This is a genomic window from Burkholderia anthina (genome assembly GCF_902498995.1).
Classification (GTDB): Bacteria; Pseudomonadota; Gammaproteobacteria; order Burkholderiales; family Burkholderiaceae; genus Burkholderia; species Burkholderia anthina.
In genome coordinates, this window is sequence record NZ_CABVLY010000038.1 from 1 (window position 1) to 20,893 (window position 20,893).

Annotated in this window: 19 protein-coding genes; 9 read left to right on the forward strand and 10 right to left on the reverse strand. The window is 69.7% G+C overall.

Annotated elements, in window-relative coordinates; translation table 11 throughout:
• The 4 genes from efeB to BME24068_RS32135 all read left to right on the forward strand — a co-directional run.
• Window positions 1–1,209 (forward strand): iron uptake transporter deferrochelatase/peroxidase subunit (gene efeB, locus BME24068_RS32120; RefSeq protein WP_174928492.1); only part of this gene is annotated, 1,209 nt, incomplete at its 5' end.
• Window positions 1,210–1,271: 62 nt separating this feature from the next.
• Entirely contained in the window at window positions 1,272–2,306 is a 1,035-nt protein-coding gene (locus tag BME24068_RS32125; RefSeq protein ID WP_174928493.1) for an iron ABC transporter substrate-binding protein, read from the forward strand.
• A gap of 2 nt (window positions 2,307–2,308) precedes the next feature.
• The gene (locus BME24068_RS32130) at window positions 2,309–3,907 is read left to right on the forward strand and encodes an ABC transporter permease (protein WP_174928494.1); all 1,599 of its coding nucleotides are present in this window, start codon (window positions 2,309–2,311) and stop codon (window positions 3,905–3,907) included.
• 31 nt (window positions 3,908–3,938) lie between these two features.
• Window positions 3,939–4,988 carry an ABC transporter ATP-binding protein gene (locus tag BME24068_RS32135; RefSeq protein ID WP_096504855.1) on the forward strand — a complete coding sequence of 350 codons (1,050 nt, stop codon included), beginning with the start codon at window positions 3,939–3,941 and terminating at the stop codon, window positions 4,986–4,988.
• 13 nt (window positions 4,989–5,001) lie between these two features.
• Here the strand turns inward: BME24068_RS32135 and BME24068_RS32140 are convergent, their stop codons facing one another.
• The 9 genes from BME24068_RS32140 to BME24068_RS32180 form a co-directional block, all read right to left on the reverse strand.
• The gene (locus BME24068_RS32140; RefSeq protein WP_174928495.1) at window positions 5,002–5,517 is read right to left on the reverse strand and encodes an SRPBCC family protein; all 516 of its coding nucleotides are present in this window, start codon (window positions 5,515–5,517) and stop codon (window positions 5,002–5,004) included.
• Window positions 5,518–5,555: 38 nt separating this feature from the next.
• Complete coding sequence (locus BME24068_RS32145; protein WP_174928496.1) at window positions 5,556–6,188, reverse strand: LolA family protein; 633 nt, start codon at window positions 6,186–6,188, stop codon at window positions 5,556–5,558.
• Window positions 6,185–6,604, reverse strand: a complete 420-nt coding sequence (locus tag BME24068_RS32150; RefSeq protein WP_174928497.1) for a cupredoxin domain-containing protein — start codon at window positions 6,602–6,604, stop codon at window positions 6,185–6,187. The genes BME24068_RS32145 and BME24068_RS32150 overlap by 4 nt, the downstream gene beginning before the upstream one ends.
• A gap of 28 nt (window positions 6,605–6,632) precedes the next feature.
• Complete coding sequence (locus BME24068_RS32155; protein ID WP_096504863.1) at window positions 6,633–7,421, reverse strand: anti-sigma factor family protein; 789 nt, start codon at window positions 7,419–7,421, stop codon at window positions 6,633–6,635.
• Complete coding sequence (locus BME24068_RS32160) at window positions 7,421–7,936, reverse strand: sigma-70 family RNA polymerase sigma factor (protein WP_096504865.1); 516 nt, start codon at window positions 7,934–7,936, stop codon at window positions 7,421–7,423. The genes BME24068_RS32155 and BME24068_RS32160 overlap by 1 nt, the downstream gene beginning before the upstream one ends.
• Before the next feature lie 43 nt (window positions 7,937–7,979).
• Window positions 7,980–8,339: a COG4315 family predicted lipoprotein gene (locus BME24068_RS32165; RefSeq protein WP_096504867.1), complete on the reverse strand. Its 360-nt coding sequence runs from the start codon at window positions 8,337–8,339 to the stop codon at window positions 7,980–7,982.
• Window positions 8,340–8,635: 296 nt separating this feature from the next.
• Window positions 8,636–10,234, reverse strand: a complete 1,599-nt coding sequence (locus tag BME24068_RS32170; RefSeq protein WP_174928498.1) for a beta strand repeat-containing protein — start codon at window positions 10,232–10,234, stop codon at window positions 8,636–8,638.
• Between the two features lie 450 nt (window positions 10,235–10,684).
• Window positions 10,685–11,929, reverse strand: coding sequence for an NAD(P)/FAD-dependent oxidoreductase (locus tag BME24068_RS32175; protein WP_174928499.1), 1,245 nt, complete (start codon window positions 11,927–11,929; stop codon window positions 10,685–10,687).
• Between the two features lie 67 nt (window positions 11,930–11,996).
• Entirely contained in the window at window positions 11,997–12,776 is a 780-nt protein-coding gene (locus tag BME24068_RS32180; protein WP_174928500.1) for an ABC transporter substrate-binding protein, read from the reverse strand.
• A 340-nt stretch (window positions 12,777–13,116) separates the two neighbouring features.
• Here BME24068_RS32180 and BME24068_RS32185 point away from each other — a divergent pair, with 340 nt between their 5' ends.
• From BME24068_RS32185 to BME24068_RS32205, 5 genes are all read left to right on the forward strand, one after another.
• Window positions 13,117–14,091 (forward strand): ornithine cyclodeaminase family protein, encoded by a 975-nt coding sequence (locus tag BME24068_RS32185; protein ID WP_174928501.1) that lies wholly within the window; start codon window positions 13,117–13,119, stop codon window positions 14,089–14,091.
• Window positions 14,088–14,882, forward strand: coding sequence for a helix-turn-helix transcriptional regulator (locus BME24068_RS32190; protein ID WP_174928502.1), 795 nt, complete (start codon window positions 14,088–14,090; stop codon window positions 14,880–14,882). The genes BME24068_RS32185 and BME24068_RS32190 overlap by 4 nt, the downstream gene beginning before the upstream one ends.
• A gap of 148 nt (window positions 14,883–15,030) precedes the next feature.
• Window positions 15,031–15,762, forward strand: coding sequence for a DsbA family oxidoreductase (locus BME24068_RS32195; protein WP_174928503.1), 732 nt, complete (start codon window positions 15,031–15,033; stop codon window positions 15,760–15,762).
• A gap of 148 nt (window positions 15,763–15,910) precedes the next feature.
• Window positions 15,911–17,350: a DHA2 family efflux MFS transporter permease subunit gene (locus BME24068_RS32200; protein ID WP_174928504.1), complete on the forward strand. Its 1,440-nt coding sequence runs from the start codon at window positions 15,911–15,913 to the stop codon at window positions 17,348–17,350.
• Window positions 17,351–17,623: 273 nt separating this feature from the next.
• A complete protein-coding gene (locus BME24068_RS32205) occupies window positions 17,624–18,412 on the forward strand; it encodes a sulfite exporter TauE/SafE family protein (RefSeq protein WP_096505111.1) in 789 nt (262 codons plus the stop codon).
• A gap of 196 nt (window positions 18,413–18,608) precedes the next feature.
• Here the strand turns inward: BME24068_RS32205 and BME24068_RS32210 are convergent, their stop codons facing one another.
• Window positions 18,609–20,444 (reverse strand): S10 family peptidase, encoded by a 1,836-nt coding sequence (locus BME24068_RS32210; protein ID WP_174928505.1) that lies wholly within the window; start codon window positions 20,442–20,444, stop codon window positions 18,609–18,611.
• Window positions 20,445–20,893 lie beyond the last annotated feature (449 nt).

Below are 20,893 nucleotides of genomic sequence, written 5' to 3' on the forward strand. Positions count from 1 at the left end.
GGCGCGATGCAGCCCGCGCGCGCGGCCGAGGCGGCCGCGCCGTCCCCGCACGCGCACGACGACGACATCGAACCGTTCTATGGCAAGCACCAGAGCGGCATCGCGACGCCGCAGCAGCGCAATGCGTATTTCGCGGCGCTCGACCTCGCGACGACCCGGCGCGCGGACGTGATCGCGCTGCTGAAGACGTGGACCGACGCGGCCGCGCGCCTCGCGCGTGGCGAAACCGCGCAGCCGCTGCCGGCGAACGGCGCGGACGAGGCGGCGCCGGCCGATTCGGGCGACGCGCTCGGCATCGGCCCGTCGCGGCTGACCATCACGTTCGGCTTCGGGCCCGGCATGTTCACGCTCGCGGGCAAGGACCGCTACGGGCTCGAGAAGCAGCGCCCCGCCGCGCTGGTCGATCTGCCGCGCTTCAACGGCGACCAGCTGATCCCGGAGAAGACCGGCGGCGACCTGTTCATCCAGGCGTGCGCGAACGACGCGCAGGTCGCGTTCCACGCGGTGCGTCAGCTCGTGCGGCTCGGCGGCAAGACCGTGCAGATGCGCTGGGGCCAGGCCGGCTTCACGTCCGGCAAGCCGGGCGAGACGCCGCGCAACCTGATGGGCTTCAAGGACGGCACGATGAATCCGTCGAGCAAGGATCAGGGCTCGATGGACAAATTCGTGTGGGCCGGCGCCGAAGGCCCGGCATGGATGAACGGCGGCACCTACACGGTCGTGCGCCGCATCCGCATCACGCTCGAGCACTGGGACAACACCGAGCTCGGCTTTCAGGAGCAGGTGTTCGGCCGCAAAAAGTACAGCGGCGCGCCGCTCGGCGGCAAGGAAGAGTTCGAAGCGCTCGATCTCGACGCGGTCGACAAGGACGGCAACTCGGTCATCCCGGACAACGCGCACGCGCGTCTCGCATCGCCCCAACTGAACAACGGCGCGCAGATCCTGCGCCGCGCGTATTCGTACAACGACAGCACGAACTTCTACATCGAGCGCTGGCCGCCGTGGCGTCAGCAGACCGAGTACGACGCGGGGCTGATGTTCGTCGCGCACCAGCGCGACCCGCGCCACGGCTTCATTCCGATCAACGAGAAGCTCGCGAAGATGGACATCATGAACCAGTTCACCACGCACGTCGGCAGCGCGATCTTCGCGTGCCCGCCGGGCGCGCAACCGGGTTCCTACATCGGCGCCGCACTGTTCGAAGCCTGACGGCGCGACGACGTACGACGCATTTCCTGCCGGCCCGTCCGGATGCAACCTACGACCACGACATGAATACTTCACCCGTTAACCGCCCGCTGCGGCACCTGATCTCCGCGGCCGCCGCCGCGCTCATGCTGACCGGCGCGCTGCATGCCATGCCCGCGCACGCGGCCACGCTCACGCTGTACAACGCGCAGCACGAGCAGGTCGTCAACCAGCTCGTCAAGGACTTCGAAGCAGAGAGCGGCATCGCCGTGAAGGTGCGCTCGGGCGAAGGCCCGGCGCTCGCCGCGCAACTCGTCGCGGAAGGCGACCGCACGCCGGCCGACGTGTACTTCACCGAGAACTCGCCGGAACTCGTGCTGCTCGATCACAAGGGCCTGCTCGCGAAGACCGACGGCGCCGCGCTGCAGGCGGTGCCCGCGCGCTTCAACCCGGCCGACGGCAACTGGGTCGGCGTGCTCGCGCGCGAGAACGTGCTCGTCTACAACACCGCGAAGATCCAGCCGCAGCAACTGCCCGCATCGCTGCTCGACCTCGCGAAACCCGAATGGAAGGGCAAGGTCGGCATCGCGCCGAGCGACGCCGACTTCCTGCCGGTCGTGAGCGCCGTGCTCGCGCTGCACGGCGAGGCCGCGACGCTGCAATGGCTGAAGGGCCTGAAGACCAACGCGCAGATCTTCGACGACGACGAAGGCGTGACGGCGGCCGTCAACCGCGGCGGCGTCCTGACCGGCGTGATCAACAACTACTACTGGGCACGTCTGCACGCGGAGCTCGGCGACAAATCGACGAAGAGCGCGATCCATCACTTCGCCAACGGCGACGTCGGTGCGGCCGTCAACGTGTCGGGCGCCGCGGTGCTGAAGGCATCGAAGCACCAGGCGGACGCGCAGAAGTTCGTCGCGTATCTGGTGAGCGCGCGCGCACAGAAACTGATGGCCGACGGTCATATCAGCTTCGAGTATCCGCTGCGGCCCGGCGTCGCGCCCGATCCGATCCTGAAGCCGTTCAATGACCTGCACCCGCCGGCGCTGACGTTCGATCAGCTCGGCGACGACAGCCAGGCCGGCAAGCTGCTGCGCCAGGCGGGTCTCCTCTGATCATGAGCGACGCCGTGTCCGGCACGGCCCGCACGACACCCGACGGCGAGCGCAGCGCGACGCGGCGGCGCCCGTCGCGTGCGCTCGTCGCGGCCGCCGCGTGCGGGCCGCTCGCGATCCTGCTGCCGCTCGGCTTCACGCTGTACCGCGCGGCAACCTTCGGCTTCGACGATGCGATCGAGCTGCTGTGGCGGCCGCTCGTCGGCGAACTGCTCGTCAACACGCTGTCGATCACGCTGGCCGCGACGCTCGCGTGCGCGCTGCTCGGCACGGCGCTCGCGTGGTTCATCGAGCGCACCGACCTGCCCGCTCGGCCGCTGTGGGCCGCGCTCGCCGCCGCGCCGCTCGCGGTGCCGCCGTTCATCACCAGCTACGCGTGGGTGTCGCTGAGCCTCGACCTGCAGGATTTCACCGGCGCGCTGCTCGTGCTGACGTCCGCGTACTTTCCGCTCGTCTACCTGCCGGTGGCGGCCGCGTTGCGCGAGCTCGATCCCGCGCTCGAGGAAAGCGCGCGCACGCTCGGCTGCTCGCCGTGGCATACCTTCTTTCGCGTCGTGCTGCCGCAACTGCGCCCCGCGCTGTGCGGCGGCATGCTGCTCGTCGCGCTCGGCGTGCTGTCCGAGTTCGGCGCGTTCCAGCTGCTGCGCTTTCGGACCTTCACGACCGAGATCTACGCGGAATACCGCACCGCGTTCGACGGCGGCGGCGCATCGCTGCTCGGCTGCGTGCTGATCGCGCTGTGCCTGCTGTGCCTGGCCGTCGAGGCGCGCGCGCGCGGCCAGGCACGCTACGGCCATACGCACCGCTCCGCACGCCGCGTCGCGATGCGCTATCCGCTCGGCAGGCTGCGCGGCCCCGTCGCCGCGGTGTTCGCCGCCGTTGCGCTCGCCACGCTCGGCGTGCCGCTCGCGATGATCGGCTACTGGCTCACGCAACAGGGAGCGGCGGCCGTCACGCCGGCCGACGTGTCGCCCGAACTGCTGTGGCAGACCACGCTCGCCTCGGCCGGCTACGGTCTCACGGCCGCGGCCGTGACGACGCTGCTCGCGCTGCCGCTCGCGTTCCTGCTGGTGCGCCACCCGGGCCGCGTCGCGACGCTGCTCGAACGCACGGCGATGACCGTGCAGGGCGTGCCGGGCATCGTCGTCGCGCTCGCGATCGTGTCGATCACCGTGCGGCTGCTGCAACCGCTGTACCAGAGCGTGCCGGCGCTCGTCGCCGCCTACGCGATCCTGTTCCTGCCGCTCGCGATCGTGAGCGTGCGCGCGGCGCTGTCGCACGTACAGGTGCGGCTCGAGGAAACCGCGCGCGCGCTCGGTCTCGGCTGGCGCGCGACGCTCACGCGCGTGGTGTTGCCGCTCGCGGCGCCGGGCCTCGGCGCCGCCGCGACGATGGTATTCATCTCGGTCGTGACGGAGCTGAACGCGACGCTGCTGCTGTCGCCGATCGGCACGCGCACGCTCGCGACGCAGGTGTGGAGCGATACGGCGACCCTCGCGTTCGCGGCCGCGGCGCCGTATGCGGCGCTTCTGGTCGCGCTGTCGCTGGGCGCGTCGGGCCTGCTGTTCCTGCTGCTCGGCCGCGCGTCGGTGCGCCACTGAGCGCACCGCCCTCTTTCCCCCGGAACCGCTCATGAGCGAATTACGCATCCACGGCCTGTCCAAATCGTTCGGATCGCATACCGTCCTGCACGATATCGACCTCACGGTACGGCGCGGCTCGCGGCTCGCGCTGCTCGGCCCGTCCGGCAGCGGCAAGACGACGCTGCTGCGTGTGCTGTGCGGCTTCGAGCACGCCGAGCGCGGCACCGTCGAGATCGACGGCCGGCGCGTGGCCGCGCCCGACCTCCATCTGCCGCCCGAGCAGCGCCGGATCGGCTACGTGCCGCAGGAAGGCGCGCTGTTTCCGCATCTGTCGGTGGCCGACAACATCGCGTTCGGGCTGCCGCGCGCGGCACGCCGACGTCATCATCGCGTCGACGAACTGCTCGAGATGGTCGGGCTGCCCGCATCGTATGCGAGCCGCATGCCGCAACAACTGTCCGGCGGACAGCAGCAGCGCGTCGCGCTGGCGCGCGCACTCGCGCCCGAACCGTCGCTCGTGATCCTCGACGAGCCGTTCTCCGCACTCGATACGTCGCTGCGGCACGAAACGCGCAGCGCGGTCGCCGATGCCCTCGCCGCGGCAGGCGCGACGTCGGTGCTCGTCACGCACGATCAGCCCGAAGCCATGACGCTCGGCGATGAAGTCGCGGTGATGTGGCAGGGCCGGCTCGTGCAGACCGCCGCGCCGCAGACGCTGTACCGGCAGCCCGTCACGCGCGACATCGCGTCGTTCGTCGGGCAGGCCGTGCTGCTCGCGGGCCGCGTGCGCGACGGGCGCATCGTCTGCGTGCTCGGCGAGCTGCCGCTCGTCGCGCCGCTGCCCGACGGGCCGGCCGACGCGATGCTGCGTCCGGAACAGATCGGCATCGTGCCCGCCGCACAGGCCGGCACCGCGGGCAGTCATGCCGCGCGGGTGGAAGCCACGCAGTTCGCCGGGCAGGACGCCGACGTGCTCGTGCGGCTCGATGCCGATGCCGACACGCTTGTACGTGCGCGCGTGCCGGGACATCGGTGTCCGGCCGTCGGCGCGCGCGTCGCGCTCGTCGTCGACGGCGCGGTGATGGCGTACGCGCGCTGACCGGCGCGCCGGCTCACACGTCGGCGCAGTCCGCGCCCGCGGCCGGCCGGAAGGTGCGGCCGGCCGTTTCGACTTCGGCGCCGAGCCGGCGCGCGAGGCCTTTCGCGCCTTCGCGCATCACGACGTCGTGATTCCATCTGAACAGCGGGCGCGCAACCGGCTCCAGCCAGTTCATCCAGCGCTCGCGGGTGCGAATGTGCCAGTCGTAGCGCACGACGGTGCGCGTGCCGTCGGCGACGAACGACCAGCATCCGTCGCCTTCGATCGCGCCGCTCGCGCGGCCTTCGAGCACGTGAGGCGGCTCGATGCGCCGCACGCGCATGTCGAAGGTCAGCCGGTACGGCAGCGCGCCCTTCCACGTATAGCGCTGCAGCGCGCCGACGCCGCGGGCGTCGCCACGCTCGATCTCGACGGTCCGCACGGCGCTCTTCCACCAGTCGGGCCAGCGGTCGACCTGGTAGATCGCCTCCCAGACGACCGCGAGCGGCGCATCCACGCGCCACGTCGTCGAAAACCGGTATTCCGCCATGCCGCCTCCGGCGTGTCGTGCGCGTGCATGAAGCGCGATCAGGGCGCGAAAAAGCGTGCGGGAAACGCGACGTCGATCTCGACGTCGTCGAGCGTCACGGTTTCGAGCGGCTCGCCGTCGCCATCCGCGAAACTGACGACCTTCAACGGGAAGCCGTCCTCGATGTCGAGCCACAGCTCGTAGCGATGCACGCCGTGGATCGCATGCGCGGGCGCGCCCGTCACCGATACGCGCAGCGCGGTGCGGCCGCCGACGGTTTCCTCGCCCGCGGTCACCGTCGCCCCGCCCTGCTGCAGCGCATGGACGTTGCGCAGCAGCGCGCCGACGTCCGAGTGGTCGACACGGTGGCCGCTGCGATCGCGCACGAGCGGATTGGACGGCGACAGCGTCAGCGCAGGCAGTGCGTGTTCGCCGAACGGACGCAGCCGGACCTTGCCTTCGCCGGGATCGTAGGCGAGCACCGCGCCGTGATGCGGCGACACGAAATCCATCCGGACGAAGCCGGGTTTCAGGTAGGCGTAGTGAATCTCGGTGCGCTCGCCGCTTCTCCCCGACGCGCGAATCGTCGCGCGGTACGACTGGACGTGGTCGAAATGCGCCTGCGCGACGGTCACGGGATCGGCTGTCATGCTCGCTCCTATCAGGCTCGCGGCCAGCAATGCGGCGATCATGGCGCCGCCTCGACGTCGAGCACGCCTTCCATCCCGCGCTCGCGATGGCTGCGCAAGAACAGCAGCCGATGCGTGCAATAGTAGGCGAAACGACCGGGCGTCGTCGGCGTGAAGCGGAAGGTGCGCGGCGTCGTGGCCAGTTCGGTGTGCATCGCGATGCCGGCCTGCGGCGCATCGATTTCGAAACTGTGCGGCACGAGACCCGGTTCGGCCGATACGGTCAGTTCGACCGGCACGTGCGCGCGGACGATCACGTGGTTCGGACGAAAGAAATAGCTGCCGCCGACGATGCTCACCCGCTGCACGCCATCGGCGTCGACCGGCACGTGAACCGGAGCATCGCCGTCCGCCCGCGCGAGCCCCACGCCTGCCGCGAGTACCGCCACAGCCAACGTCATCGCCGTCTTCGCGTTCATGCCTTGCTCCCTGCCGGTGCCGCGCGCGTCATCCCTTCCATGCATCCGTCGGCCCGCCGAGCGCGCCGCACGCGTCGATCGCGAGCGCGCGCAGCCGCCGTTCGTCGCCTCGGCCGGACAGCGCATAACCCATGCCGCGATCCGACCAGAAATACGTGTAGCGGCCATCCGCCGACATCGCCTGCGGCGCGAGCCGCCGCGCATCGTAAGCCGTCATGTACAACGTCACGCGCGCGCCGTCCGCACGCTGATACATCAGTTGCGCGGCCGGCCCCGCGTCGCCCGGCAGCAGTCGGCCGCCCAGCAGCGCATAGCCGTATTCGTCAAGCGACGGCGCACGCACGGTCCGGCCGAGACGCGCGGACAGCCATCCGCCCAGACGCGCCGGATCGCGGGCGTCGATTTCGACCGGATGGTCGCGATCGACCGCATATACGGCATAGGCGGCATCCGCGCGCGCGGCAAACGCCGGCTGGACGCCGAACGCCGTCCAGCCCGCATGCAGCGCAATGCCGATCACCAGCCCGGCCGCCAGCCCCGCGAATGCATACGCGACCCCGCGCCGGCGCGACGCGCGCCGCTGCACGAACAGCGCCGGCGCGGCGGCCGGCAACGGAAACAGCGCGTGCAACGCATCGCGCTGCGCGCCGTAATGCGCGAATCGGCCGGCTTCGCGCGGATCGGCCTGCAGCCGCTCGAGCACCTCGCGGCGCGCCGCCCCGGACAGCTCGCCGTCGAGCAGCGCGGACAGCAGCTGGGCCGAGGCATCGGCGCCGTCGTCCCGGTCGTTCGAAGGTCTGCGCGGATCGTCGTCCATCATGTCTTCCCGATCACCCTGAGTGCAGCCGCGCGGTGCGCGGGCTGCTCGCCGGACAGTAGCGCACGCATCTGTTCGCGCGCCCGCGACAGCCGCGACATCACCGTCCCCACCGGCACGCCCAGCACCTGTGCTGCGTCGCGGTAGCTCAATTCCTCGAGCGCGACCAGCAGCAGCACCTCGCGCTGCTCGACCGGCAGCCGGTACAACGCGCGCTGCACGTCGCGCAACATCAGGCCGCCGACCTCGTCATCGGGTGCAGCCATCGTCTGCCAGGGCGCGGTCGCATCGTCGACCGCGAACTCGCGCCGCGCGCGCAACTGGTCGATGAAGCGGTGGCGCAGCAGCGTCAGCAGCCACGCGCGCAGGTTGCCGCCATCGCGCGGCGGCCGGTTCAGCGCGCGCTCGAGCGTGTCCTGCACGAGATCGTCCGCCCAGGCCCGGTCGCCCGTCAACGCGCGCGCATACCGCGTGAGATGCGGCAGCCATACCAGCAGATCCGATTCGTAGCTCATCCGGATGCCTCGCGCGTCGCCGCGCCGTCACTCCGTCGGTCGCTCAGGGACGCGCGACGTGCCACATCCCGCCGACCCCGTCGCCGCCCGCGTCGCCGGCCTTGCGGTCCATCTTCCAGCGATACAGCGGGCGGCCGTGATATGCCCATTGCTTCTTGCCGTCGCCGCGCACCACGAGGCTCAGTGCGCCCGACGCCTTGTCGTAGCCGTCGGCGAGCACCGGCGGCCAGTTGACCGCGCACGCGCCGGTGCACGTGCTCTTGCCCGGCGCGTCGTGATCGAACACGTACAGCGTCATGTGATCTTCGTCGATCAGTTTCCCGTCGACGGTCTGCGGCGGCTCCGCGGCGGCGGGCCGCGCGATCGCGGCAGTCAGCGCGACGGCGAACAGCATCGTCTTCATTCCCGTTCTCCCTGGCATGGCATGACGGCACGGCGCCGACGCACGGGACGGTCGACTTCGTCATGACCATTATCCCGCCGCTCGATCGCGCCGCGACTCGGTATGTAAACGGACGGGCCCGGCCGGTTATTCCATACCGCCCCGCAATGTGGCTGGCGGCAAGCACGCACCGGCCATTCATCCGACGAACGCATTCGGGGATCCAACGAAAACGCGGCATGACATTGCTGTCATGCCGCGTTGCGCGACCCGGTTCGCGCGGCTGACGATGCGTCGCCGCCGCGCGTTCGCGCCGGTTACTTCGGCAGTGCGCCTGTCACCGACTGAAGCAGCGTCGACACCGGTGCGAGCGGGTTGTTCGCCGAACCGCCGCCCGGGTGCGACGCGCCCGACAGGCCCGGCACGGAACCGAGCGCCGTGCCCAGCGTGGTGCCGACCGCGTTGACGACCGCCGTCGTCGCATTGGTGCCCGTCGACAGCAGCGAGCCGGCCGCCTGCCCGAGCGCCGCCGGGCCGTTCGCGAGCGCCCCCGTCACCGAGCCGAGCGCACCGGTCAGCGCGCCTGCCGCGTTGCCGCCGCCGGCGCCCGACAGCGTACCGACGACCTGGTTCACGACGCCTTGCACCGGCGCGAGCGCGTTCGAGCCGCCGAGATTGCCAAGATTGCCGAGCGCGCCCGTCACCGAGTTGACCGCGTTGCTCAGCGCGCCCGCGGGGTTGCTGCCGCCGAGCGTGCCGACGACCTGGTTCACGACGCCCTGCACCGGCGCGAGCGGATTCGAGCCGCCGAGGTTGCCGAGCGCGCCCCGCACCGAGCCGAGCGCACCGGTGAGCGCGCCTGCCGCGTTGCCGCTCGTCGGCAGCGCGTTCTGCAGGCCGCCGACGAGGTTCGTGATCGGCGTGATCGGGCTGCCGCTGCCGGCGCCGGCACCGGACAGCGTGCCGACGACCTGATTCACGACACCCTGTACCGGCGCGAGCGGGTCCGACCCGCCGAGGTTGCCGAGCGTGCCGGTCAGCGAGTTCACCGCGCCCGTTATCGCGCCTGCCGGGTTATCGCTGCCCAGCGTGCCGGCGAGTTGCGTGACGGCGCCTTGCACCGGCGCGAGCGGATTCGATGTGCCGCCGGCGTTGCCGGGCGTCCCCGCGATCGTATTGACCGCGTTGCCCAGCGTGCCGGCCGGGTTGCCGCTGCCCGGCGTGCCCGTGACCTGGTCGACGACGCTCTGGAGCGGCGCGATCGGGGTCGCGCTGCCGGCGGCGCCCAACGCGCCGGTGACGGTGCCCAGGACACCGGTCAGTGCATTTGCCGGATTGCTGCCGACGAGGTTGCCCAATGCGCCGGTCAGCGCGCGTGCCGGGTTGCCGCCGCCGAGCGGGCCCGTTACCTGATTCACCGCACCGTGAAGCGGCGCCAGCGGGTTCGTCGCGCCGCCGGCGTTACCCAGCGCGCCCGTTGCCGTGCCGAGTGCGTTGCTCAACGCGCCCGCCCCCGTATTCAGCGCGCCGCCCAACGCACCAGCCGGGTTGTTGCCGCCGAGCGCACCGGTCACCTGACTCGCAACGCCCTGCACCGGCGCGAGCGGCGTCGCCGTGCCGCCACTGCCGCCAAGCGCGCCCGTCAGCCCGCTCACCGCACCCGACAGCGCCTGGCCGGGATTGCCGAGCGATGTCTGAACCGAACCCGATGCGCCCGTCACCACGGCAACCGAACCGAGCGGCGACGTGGCCGTCGCGACCAGCCCGACGGATACGTTGTTGGCCGGCGGATTGACGATCGCTTGCGGAATCGGCAGCGCACCGAGCGACTCGGCCATGGCCGCCCCCGAAGCGAGCCCGCCGAACGCCGTCGCGACCGACAACGCCATCCCCGTCAATTTGAGTTTTTGCCGCATCGCTACCCCGTCTCGGTTGGCACTCCGTTAATCCAGCATGGGGACCGATTGCACGAAGCGTGCCACCGCGACGAAGCGGATTCATTCGTTGGCTCATTGCAAGCCAATGACGGGTTTTTCAGGAATTTCCGGGCAAACGGGCGCGCCGGATCGCCTTGACCGTCCGACGAAGAAGGCGTGCGGAACGCCGATGTAACGTAACGCTTGCGAGGCTGCGGTAACGTGTTCCGGTACATGCCGGATTGCCCGGGCGGACTTCCCGCTCTGCTTTTCGTCGCAATGGTGACTACATTGACGAATCGCGATTTCTGGATTTTTCTATTTCGCGATTTCTTTCCGCCCGATTACGCGGATCGTTTGCACTCGCGCGTCAATCCAGTCGACCATCGCTCCGGCCGGCTCGACGAACAACCGTGGAGCCGCACGCGCGGCCGCCACGGTCTGGCGCGCTCAGCCGAAGCGCGCGGGGCGATACGGATGCGGATCGATGTAGGTCGGCGCGCCCGTCATCATTTCCGCGAGGAGCCGCCCGGTCGCGGGGCCGAGCGTGAGCCCGTGGTGGCAATGGCCGAACGCGAACCACAGATGACGATGGCGCGGCGCAGGCCCGATCACCGGCCGCATGTCGGGTGTACACGGCCGCATCCCGAGCCACGGCGCCGGGTCGAGACGCTCGCCGATGCCGAACGCGTCGCGCGCGAGCGGCTCCGCGCGCGCAAGCTGCACGCCGGTCGGCGGCGCGCCGCGCAGCGCGATCTCGACGCCGGTCGTGAGCCGCAGGCGGCCGCCTTCCATCGGCGCGACGACGAAACCTTCCTCGGTATCGCACACCGGCACGTTCAGCGGCGTGCGCGTCGGCCGGTAGTGCATGTGATAGCCGCGCTTCGCGCGCAGCGGAATCCGGTAGCCGAGCGGCGCGAACACGTGATCGGACCACGGCCCGAGCGCCACCACGACCGACTTCGCCGACACCGGACCGTGCCCGGTATCGACCTGCCAGCCGTCGCGCACCTGCGCCAGCGTCGTCGCGTCGCCGGACACGAACGTGCCGCCGTCGCGCTCGAACAGCCGCGCGTAGGCCTTCGTCAGCCCGCCCGGGCTCGACACGGTCTTCGGATCCTGCCAGTGGAAGGCGCCGCAGAAGGCATCGCCGATGCCGGGTTCGCGATCGTGCAGCGCACGCGCATCGAGCACACTCATGCGCAACCCGTGCGCGTCGGCCACGCGCTGCTGCGCGCGCGTTTCCGCGTCGAACAGCGCGGGCGAACGGAATGCCTCGATCCACCCGCCGTCGTGCACGAGCGGCTGCGCGTCGGTGCGCGCGAGCAACGCGTCGTGCTCGACGACGCTCGCCGCCACCAGCGGCAGCATGTCGCGCGCGGCGGCCGCGAGCCGTTGCGGCGACGATTCGCGCCAGAAGCGCGCGAGCCAGCCCGCATACGCGGGCAATGCTTTGTAGTCCCAATAGAGATCGACCGAGCGGTTGCGCGCGTAGCGCAGCAGCGTGCCGAGCCGGCGCGGGAACGCGTACGGCACGACCGACGAGCGCTCGATCAGCCCGGCATTGCCGTGGCTCGTTTCCTCGCCGGGCGCGCGCCGGTCGACGAGCGCGACGCGCAGCCCGCGATCCTGCAGATGCAGCGCCGACGACACGCCGACGATGCCGGCCCCCAGAACGATGACGTCGAAATCCATGCTTTTCCGTACTGCGTCGAGATTCGGTGCGACGCGCACCGGCCCCGCGGCCGGCGCGCGGGGAAGCTTACTTCGCGATGATGTCGCGCTTGAAGTACTTCTGCGACAGCGCGCCGAGCGTGCCGTCCTGCTTCAGCGCATCGAGCGCGCCGACGATCTTCGCCTGCAGCGCCTTGTCGCCCTTGCGCATCCCGAAGCCGGTGCCTTCGCCGAGCGTCGCGGGATCCTTCAGCGGATCGCCGACGATCTGGTAATCGCGCCCGGCCGGCTTGTCGAGGAAACCGTCCTGCGCGGTCTGCGCTTCCTGCACGGCCGCGTCGAGACGGCCGGCTGCGAGATCCGCGTAGATCTGGTCCTGATCCTGATACGACACGACGGCGACGCCCGCGTTGGCCCAGTGCGCCTTCAGGAAATCCTCCTGCGACGACCCCTGCAGCACGCCGACGTGCTTGCCGCGCAGGCTCGCCGCATCCGGCCGCAGCGGCGAGCCGCGCCGCGCGACCATCACGATCGGCACCACGTAGATCGCCGGCGTGAAGTCGATGCTCTGCTTGCGCTTCGCGGTGATGTTCATCGCCGAATTGATCGCGTCGAACTTGCGCGCCTGCAACGCCGGAATCAGCCCGTCGAACGCGTTCTCGACCCACACGCACTTCATGTTCAGCTTCGCGCACACCGCGTTGCCGATGTCGACGTCGAAACCCTGCAACTGGCCGGCCGGCGTCTTGCTCTCGAACGGCGGGTAGGCGGCTTCGATCCCGAAGCGCAGCGTGGTCTGTTCCGCGTGGGCCGTGACGGCCGCGCACGCAAGCGCCGCGACGGCGCAAAGGGAAAGCTTCCAGTTCATGACGGAGATCCTTCGGTTCTGGATTGAGGCGATGAAGACCGGTCGCATGGCGCCGTGCGGCGGCACGCTGGTCTGCACGTCAAATATAGACTCTTAGTCTACTATAGACTATAGGGGATACGATAATCCGGACCGGGGTGCTGCCTGTCGAAATGCTGCAGGGTGCAAAGAATGCCGTTGATTTGTCGATGTTTTTCCAAAAACTGCCGGAACCCTCCCGTCCCGAAAAGAAAAACTCACCCGACTTTCTTTGTCTATATTAGACTTTTAATCCATCACGAACATCGCCGGACGCCGTCTTTCGAGACTGCGTTGTCCGGCTCCCGACCGGAGAAGTGCCATGACGCAACCCGCCCCGACCCTGCCGCTGACCGTCGACGAAGCCGCGGTGCGCGCTGCGCTGCCGTCGCTCGACGTGCTCGGCACGCTGCGCCGCATGTTCGCGTCGCTCGCGTCGGCCCGCGCGGTGCAGCCGCCGCAAACCCTCACGCTGTTCCCGGAACAGGCCGGCGACTTCATCACGTACCTCGGCGCGCTCGCCGACGAACAGGTGTTCGGCGCGAAGCTGTCGCCGTACATCGTGACCGGCGGCAAACCCGACGGGAGACCGATCGTCACGGCATGGACCGCGCTGATGTCGATGCGCACCGGCCAGCCGCTGATGTGGTGCGACGCCGGGCTGCTGACGGTCGAGCGCACGGCCGGCACGACCGCGCTCGCGGTCGACTGCCTCGCGCCGCGCGATGCGCGCCGGCTCGCCGTGATCGGCACGGGCGCGGTCGGCCTCGCGCATCTGCGCCACACCGCGGGATTGCGCGACTGGGCATCGATCAGCGTCCATTCGCCGGCGCTCGCCGGCGACGCCGCGCTGCAGGCGGCGCTCGCGCGGATCGATCCGCGCGCGCGGCCGGCCGCGAGCGTCGAGGCGTGCGTGCGCGACGCGGACGTCGTCATGCTCTGCACGTCGTCGGGCACGCCGGTGCTCGCCGACGGCATGCTCACCCGCCCCGCGCTCGTCACGTCGATCAGCACCAACGTCGCGCGCGCACACGAAATCCCGCCCGCCTGGCTGCCCGGCATGGACGTGTACTGCGACGACCGGCACACGACGCCCGCGAGCGCGGGCGAGATGCAGCTCGCGGCGGCCGAACACGGCTGGTCGCCCGAGCGAATCGTCGGCGACCTGCCCGCGCTCGTCGCCGGCAGTTGCGCGGCGCCGTCGCGCACGCGTCACGCGTTCTTCCGCTCGATCGGCCTCGGACTCGAGGACATCGCGATCGCGCACGCGCTGTACACGCAGCTGACGCGCGCATGAGCGTCACGCGCACGCGGGGCCGATACAATGGCGCAACCGCCGCGGCGGCGGCGCGTGCGCGCACGGACATGCCGGCCAACGGCACGCCGGCGCGGCGCGCCGACGCACCGCCCGGCCCCCGCTCACCCGAGATGGCGATTCCGATGCGCAAGAAGCAATCCCCCGTCAAAGACCTGCTGCTCACCCGCTACGCACCGATCGCCGACGGCATCGCGGCGCTGTTCTTCCCGTACGCGGAAGTCGTGATCCACGACCTGCACGACCAGACCGTGCTGTATCTCGCGAACAACCTGTCGAAACGCGAGGTCGGCGACGACTCGGCGCTCGAGGAAATCGATCATTCGGCGCGCGAGCGCGTGATCGGCCCGTACGAGAAGCTGAACTGGGACGGACGGCGCATGCGCTGCGTGAGCAACGTGTTGTTCGACGACGAAGGCCACCCGGCCGGGATGATGTGCATCAACTTCAACATCGCGGTGTTCGACGACGTCCGCACGACGCTCGACGTGTTCATCAAGGGCGCGGGCGTCGTCGCGCAGCCCGACGAGCTGTTCCGCGACGACTGGCAGGAGCGCATCAACACGTTCCTGCACGGCTGGCTGCGCGAGCGTCAGGTCGGCCTGAACGGGCTCACGCGCGAGCATCGGCGCGAGCTCGTCGAGGCGCTGCATGCGGAAGGCGCGTTCCGCGGCAAGAGCGCCGCGAACTATGTCGCGAACGTGCTCGGGATGGGCCGCGCGACCGTCTACAAGCACCTGAAGCATCTGAAGGAAACGCAGGACGACGCGTAAGCCGGCAAGCCGCGTGCCGCACCGGCGCGCGCCGGATACCGCCTGCCCGCGCGGGCAGTGCCGGGCAACGCGGCCGCGCCGCGCCCCAGCCTCGAAGCCGGAAAGTGATATAGTCTCAGTTACACTTTTTCTGCTGCCCGGAGTCCCGATGCCGACCACCGCTGCCCCGACTGCCCGCCTGCCCCTGACCGTCGAAATCTGGTCCGACCTGATCTGCCCGTGGTGCTGGATCGGCAAGCGCCGCTTCGACGAGGCGCTCGCCGCGTTCGCGCACGCCGAGCACGTCGAGGTCGTGCTGCGCGCGTACCGGCTGATGCCGGGCCATCCGGTCGAACCGGTCGAGGCGATGCTCGCGGGCAAGTACCGGATGTCGTCCGCGCAGGTCGACCAGATGCTGCGCCAGGTAACCGACGCGGCCGCGAGCGTCGGGCTCGACTACGACCTGCCCGGCACGCTCGCCGGCGACACGCTCGACGCTCACCGGCTCGTGAAGCTCGCGCAAGCGACGGGGCGCGCGCATGCGCTGACCGAGCGGCTGTACCGCGCGTATTTCTGCGAACACGGCTCGCTGTTCGACCACGCGGCACTGCTCGATTTCGCGGTCGAAGCCGGGCTGGAGCGCGCGGCTGCCGAAGCGGTGCTGCGCAGCGACGCCTACCGCGACGAAGTCGAGGCCGACATCGCGCTCGCCGAGCAGATCGGCGGACGCGGCGTGCCGCTGTTCGTGTTCGACGGCCGCTACGCGGTGTCGGGCGCGCAACCGGCGGACGTGTTCGCGCAGGCGCTCGACCAGGCATGGCGCGACGGCGGCATCGTCGAGCTGACCGGCGACGCCGCCGCCTGCGGCCCGGACGGCTGCGAACTGCCGCCGCGCGGATAACAACCCGGCGCCCGGCGCGCGCCACACCGTCGTGCGAAGCGCGCCCGTCACTACGCGTCGCTGCTGCCACAAACCGGCAGGAAGCGCGCGCGAATGACGTCTACAATGCAGCCTTTCAAATACCTATCACAAAGAAGGCTGCAAGCCCATGACCCACGGGATTCACGGCGAGAAGCGCTGGTACGCGCTGATCGTCCTCTGCCTCGGCGTGCTGATGATCGTGCTCGACAGCACGATCGTCAACGTTGCGCTGCCGTCGATCAGCACCGATCTCCATTTCACCGAGACGGCCCTCGTGTGGGTCGTCAACGCGTACCTGCTGACGTTCGGCGGCTGCCTGCTGCTCGGCGGCCGGCTCGGCGACCTGTACGGCCAGCGGCGCATGTTCCTCGCGGGCCTGGTCGTGTTCACGCTTGCATCGCTCGCCTGCGGCCTCGCGCAATCGCAGACGATGCTGATCGCCGCGCGCGCGGTGCAGGGCTTCGGCGGCGCGATCGTGTCGGCCGTGTCGCTGTCGCTGATCATGAACCTGTTCACCGAGCCCGGCGAACGGGCGCGCGCGATGGGCGTCTACGGCTTCGTGTGCGCGGGCGGCGGCAGCATCGGCGTGCTGCTCGGCGGGCTGCTGACGAGCACGCTGTCGTGGCACTGGATCTTCCTCGTCAACCTGCCGATCGGCATCGCGGTCTATGCGATGTGCGTCGCGCTGCTGCCGCGCATGCGCCCGCCCGCCGACGCCGCGCGGCTCGACGTCGCGGGCGCGATCACCGTCACCGCGTCGCTGATGCTCGCGGTCTACGGGATCGTCGGCGGCAACGAGGCCGGCTGGCTGTCGACGCAGACCGTCGTGCTGATCGGCGCGGCCGTCGCGCTGCTCGCGCTGTTCATCGCGATCGAGGCGCGCGTCGCGCATCCGCTGATGCCGCTCACGCTGTTCGCCGCGCGCAATGTCGCGCTCGCGAACGTGATCGGCGTGCTGTGGGCGGCCGCGCTGTTCGCGTGGTTCTTCCTGTCCGCGCTCTACATGCAGCGCGTGCTCGGCTACGGGCCGCTGCAGGTCGGCCTCGCGTTCCTGCCCGCGAACCTGATCATGGCGGCGTTCTCGCTCGGGCTGTCCGCGCGGATCGTGATGCGCTTCGGCATCCGCGGCCCGATCGCGGCCGGCCTGCTGATCGCGGCGTGCGGCCTCGCGCTGTTCGCGCGCGCGCCGGCGGACGGCGGCTTCGTCTGGCACGTGCTGCCCGGCATGACGCTGCTCGGCATCGGTGCGGGCGTCGCGTTCAATCCGGTGCTGCTGGCCGCGATGAACGACGTCGATCCGGCCGATTCCGGGCTCGCGTCCGGCATCGTCAACACCGCGTTCATGATGGGCGGCGCGCTCGGCCTGGCCGTGCTGGCGAGCCTCGCGGCCGCGCGCAGCGACGCGCTGGCCGCCGCCCATGCCGCGCCGCTCGAGGCGCTGAACGGCGGCTACCACGCCGCGTTCGCGGTGGGCGCGGCGTTCGCCGCTGCCGCCGGGCTGCTCGGCCTCGCGCTGCGCATCCGTCGCCAGGATGCGGTCGCCGGCGTCGGCCCCGCGATGCACTGACGGCCGGCCGGGGCACGCGCCGCCGCGCCCCCGGCCTCGCCCGCTGTTCCGTACGGCCCTGCCCCGCCGCCCGATAGCCGGCCAGCGGCACGTGCGTCGCCCTTCGGGCCCGACACACGTTCAAACGACCGTTTCACGCACGACGAACCGTCCGCCCGGCGGGCTGCTCCGGCCGATTTTTAACGTAGTCGTACACCGAAGCGCCACTTTTGCGACAATGGCAGACTTTGACGCGCGCGCCGCCGCCGAACGCCGCATAACCGCCTGCTTCCGATGTCGCTTCCCCATATCGATCTGCTGTACTCCCTGTCCGGCCTGTTCGTCGGCATTCTCGTCGGCCTGACCGGCGTCGGCGGCGGTTCGCTGATGACGCCGATCCTCGTGCTGCTGTTCGGCGTCCATCCCGCGACGGCAGTCGGCACCGACCTGCTGTACGCGGCCGCGACCAAGGGCACCGGCACGCTCGTCCACGGGCTGAAGGGGTCGATCGACTGGCGCATCACCGGCCGGCTCGCGGCAGGCAGCGTCCCGGCCGCGGCCATCACGCTGTGGGCGATGCATACGCACGGGATGAATGCGCCGGGCACCGCGCGGGTGATCCAGCTGGTGCTCGGCGTCGCGCTGCTGCTCACGTCGCTCGCGTTGATCTTCCGGCCGCAGCTCACCGCGCTCGCCGCACGCAATCCGCTCGCACCCAGCCCCGCGCGCACGCTGTGGTCGACCGTGCTGACCGGCGTCGTGCTCGGCGTGCTCGTGTCGATGACCTCGGTCGGCGCCGGCGCGATCGGCGTCACCGTGCTGCTGCTGCTGTACCCGACGCTCGCGACCACCCGCATCGTCGGGTCCGACATCGCGCACGCGGTGCCGCTCACGCTCGTCGCGGGCATGGGCCACTGGCTGCTCGGTTCGGTCGACTGGTCGATGCTGCTGTCGCTGCTGCTCGGTTCGCTGCCCGGCATCGTGCTCGGCAGCCTGTTGTCGGCGCGCGCGCCCGAGCGCCTGCTGCGCAACCTGCTCGCCGCGACGCTCGTCGCGGTCGGCGTGCGGCTCGTGCTCGCCTGAACGCCCGAACGCAACCGCCCGTTTCTCCGCCGCCAGCGTTTCGTCATCAACGGCCCGTGCATCGTCTGCCGGGCATTCGTCCGATCAAATAAAACAGCCCGACCGGCCTGCGCCGATCGGGCTGTCGTCCATCCGGGGCATCGCACACCCGCGCCGCCCGGCACGAGGCCGGGCCGCACGGATCGCTGCGCGACGCTTACCGCCCCTGCTGCTGCAGTTGCTGCTGCTTGAGCTGCTGCGTGCGCGCCTGCAGCTTCAGCACGCGTTGCAGCGCGGTCCGGTTCGCGAGGATGCCGTCGTAGAAGCTGCCGAGATCGCCCTTCAGCGCGGTGCGCGACGCGTCGTTCAGATAGATCATGTGGCCCGACGGGTAGTTCTTGATCGTCAGGTTCTGCGCCTTGAGCGTCGGATCGAGCGGCATCTGCGCGAGCGTCAGCTCGGTCTGGTGGAACGGCGTGACCGCATCGAAGTAGCCGTTCGCCGACAACACCTTCAGATCCGGGTTCACGCTCATCGTCGCCGCCAGGTCGCCGGCCGTGTACAGCGTATTGCCGCCGCCCTTGTTCGCGCCGGTCGGGTCGGTGTGGCTGAAGTCCCAGTTGTTGAAGACCTGGTCGTTCAGGTCCACGAACGACGACGTCGACGTGTACTTGAGGTCGGTGTTGATGTAGCTGTTCCACAGCACCGTGTACGCGCCGCCGACGTTCGTGATCGACGGATCGTTGCTGCCCGAGTTCGGCAGGATGTACGGCGCGATGCCCTTGCCCGTGTAGTTCGCGCGACCGTCGTACTGGCCGATCTGCGTGCCCGGCACGAGCGTCAGGAAGAACGTGTACGGCGGGTTGTCGTCCGACGACGGCACGTTGCCGAGCGCGGCCGGGTTGCCGAAGGTCTGGATCAGCGACGTCGGATCGGTGCCGATGTACGAGCCCATCTGCTGCGCGGTCTGCAGGTTCAGGTTCAGCCGCACGTTCAGGAAGCCGCCGTCCTGCGGGTTCGGCTTCTGCGCGAGCGGCGCGAGCGTGTTGTCCGCGTAGTTGCGAGCCTGGATCATGTACGCGTCGAGATCGGTCGGCGTCGGGTTGAGCGTCGTCTTCTTCCAGTAGAACGCATCGGCCGCGAGCGTCGGGAACGTGCCCGGCGCGGACAGCGCATTCGCATAGTCGAGGATCGACGACTGCAGCGTGATCCCGTTCAGGTCGATGCCGTCCTCGTGCAGCACCCACGACACGACCGCGCTGCGCGCCGTGCCGTACGACTCGCCGTACAGGAACTTCGGCGAATTCCAGCGCGAGTACTTGGTCAGGTAGCGCTGGATGAAGCGGTCGATCGAGCGCGCGTCCTGGTCGGTGCCCCAGAAATCCTTGTTCTTCGCCGGGGCGATCGCCGCCGAGTAGCCGGTACCGACCGGGTTGATGAACACGAGGTCGGTGCGGTCGAGCAGGCTGTCCGGGTTGTCGAGCAGCTTGTACGGGGCCGGCGGCGTGAAATTCGGGAACGACGACTGCAGGCGCTTCGGCCCGAACGAGCCGAGCAGCAGGTAGACCGACGACGAACCGGGGCCGCCGTTGTAGAAGAACGTGACCGGGCGCGGCTTCGACGGATCCGGGTTGTCCTGCGTGTACGCGACGTAGAACATCTTCGCGTTCGGCGCCGACGTGGTCGGGTCGATGGTGGTCAGGTGGCCGGTGGTGGCCGTGTACTTGATGGTCTTGCCGCCGATCGCGACCTGGCGGTGCACGACCGCCGCGCCTTCGGTCGAGTCCGTGACCGCATCGTCGGGCCCGGTGCCGTACACGTCGTTGTCGACGTACGGCTGGTCGGCCGCGGCCGCCGTTGCGTCGGCGCTGGCCGACGTGCTGCCGTTCGACGTCGTCGCGGCCGCCGCGGAGGTCGCGGCGGACGGCCCTGATCCGTCGTCGCCGCCGCACCCCGTGACGAGCAGCGCCGCCGCCGCGGCTGCGGCGAGCGGCACGCCCAGTGTCGTTCCAAATAGCGCGAAACCGTCTTTCAAGGACTTCAGTGTCGTCATTATTGCCTCTCGAACAGAACGATAAATACCGCCGACCGCAAAGGATCATTTGCGCCGGCGCTCCGCACCGGAATGCATTCGTTATGCGACGCACCCCGAGTTTTTTACCGGATCAGCGAGTACCGTCCGGCATGATTTACCCCACCCATATTTCGCGACTGCGCAATGGAATCCATTCCATTGCGAACGACAATTCAATAATCCGCAGCAATACGGATTCAGGCGGCAATCCGTACGCGCCATAAAGCAAACGGCAAAAACCTCCCCCGCAAAGCCCGCCAGACAAGGCGGCCTCGCTTCGAACAGACGAACGATCCCCGTCGACGAGCGGCCGGCCAATCGCAAAACAACGGCCAGTCGCTGCTCGAATCGACTTAATAAAATCGAAAGGATCGGTTAATTATGCGGAAAGGATTATTGTCTCTCGGTAATTTATTAAATTAAGTGAA

What these genes read in the sequence shown, in the direction of transcription:
- BME24068_RS32150 (WP_174928497.1), bottom strand. Translation starts at nt 6,604, where the DNA reads ATGAACGCGAAGACGGCGATGACGTTGGCTGTGGCGGTACTCGCGGCA.
- BME24068_RS32180 (WP_174928500.1), bottom strand. Translation starts at nt 12,776, where the DNA reads ATGAACTGGAAGCTTTCCCTTTGCGCCGTCGCGGCGCTTGCGTGCGCG.
- BME24068_RS32165 (WP_096504867.1), bottom strand. Translation starts at nt 8,339, where the DNA reads ATGAAGACGATGCTGTTCGCCGTCGCGCTGACTGCCGCGATCGCGCGG.
- BME24068_RS32200 (WP_174928504.1), top strand. Translation starts at nt 15,911, where the DNA reads ATGACCCACGGGATTCACGGCGAGAAGCGCTGGTACGCGCTGATCGTC.
- BME24068_RS32210 (WP_174928505.1), bottom strand. Translation starts at nt 20,444, where the DNA reads ATGACGACACTGAAGTCCTTGAAAGACGGTTTCGCGCTATTTGGAACG.
- BME24068_RS32195 (WP_174928503.1), top strand. Translation starts at nt 15,031, where the DNA reads ATGCCGACCACCGCTGCCCCGACTGCCCGCCTGCCCCTGACCGTCGAA.
- BME24068_RS32125 (WP_174928493.1), top strand. Translation starts at nt 1,272, where the DNA reads ATGAATACTTCACCCGTTAACCGCCCGCTGCGGCACCTGATCTCCGCG.
- BME24068_RS32185 (WP_174928501.1), top strand. Translation starts at nt 13,117, where the DNA reads ATGACGCAACCCGCCCCGACCCTGCCGCTGACCGTCGACGAAGCCGCG.
- BME24068_RS32135 (WP_096504855.1), top strand. Translation starts at nt 3,939, where the DNA reads ATGAGCGAATTACGCATCCACGGCCTGTCCAAATCGTTCGGATCGCAT.
- BME24068_RS32190 (WP_174928502.1), top strand. Translation starts at nt 14,088, where the DNA reads ATGAGCGTCACGCGCACGCGGGGCCGATACAATGGCGCAACCGCCGCG.
- BME24068_RS32175 (WP_174928499.1), bottom strand. Translation starts at nt 11,929, where the DNA reads ATGGATTTCGACGTCATCGTTCTGGGGGCCGGCATCGTCGGCGTGTCG.
- BME24068_RS32205 (WP_096505111.1), top strand. Translation starts at nt 17,624, where the DNA reads ATGTCGCTTCCCCATATCGATCTGCTGTACTCCCTGTCCGGCCTGTTC.
- BME24068_RS32130 (WP_174928494.1), top strand. Translation starts at nt 2,309, where the DNA reads ATGAGCGACGCCGTGTCCGGCACGGCCCGCACGACACCCGACGGCGAG.
- BME24068_RS32160 (WP_096504865.1), bottom strand. Translation starts at nt 7,936, where the DNA reads ATGAGCTACGAATCGGATCTGCTGGTATGGCTGCCGCATCTCACGCGG.
- BME24068_RS32155 (WP_096504863.1), bottom strand. Translation starts at nt 7,421, where the DNA reads ATGGACGACGATCCGCGCAGACCTTCGAACGACCGGGACGACGGCGCC.
- BME24068_RS32170 (WP_174928498.1), bottom strand. Translation starts at nt 10,234, where the DNA reads ATGCGGCAAAAACTCAAATTGACGGGGATGGCGTTGTCGGTCGCGACG.
- BME24068_RS32145 (WP_174928496.1), bottom strand. Translation starts at nt 6,188, where the DNA reads ATGATCGCCGCATTGCTGGCCGCGAGCCTGATAGGAGCGAGCATGACA.
- BME24068_RS32140 (WP_174928495.1), bottom strand. Translation starts at nt 5,517, where the DNA reads ATGGCGGAATACCGGTTTTCGACGACGTGGCGCGTGGATGCGCCGCTC.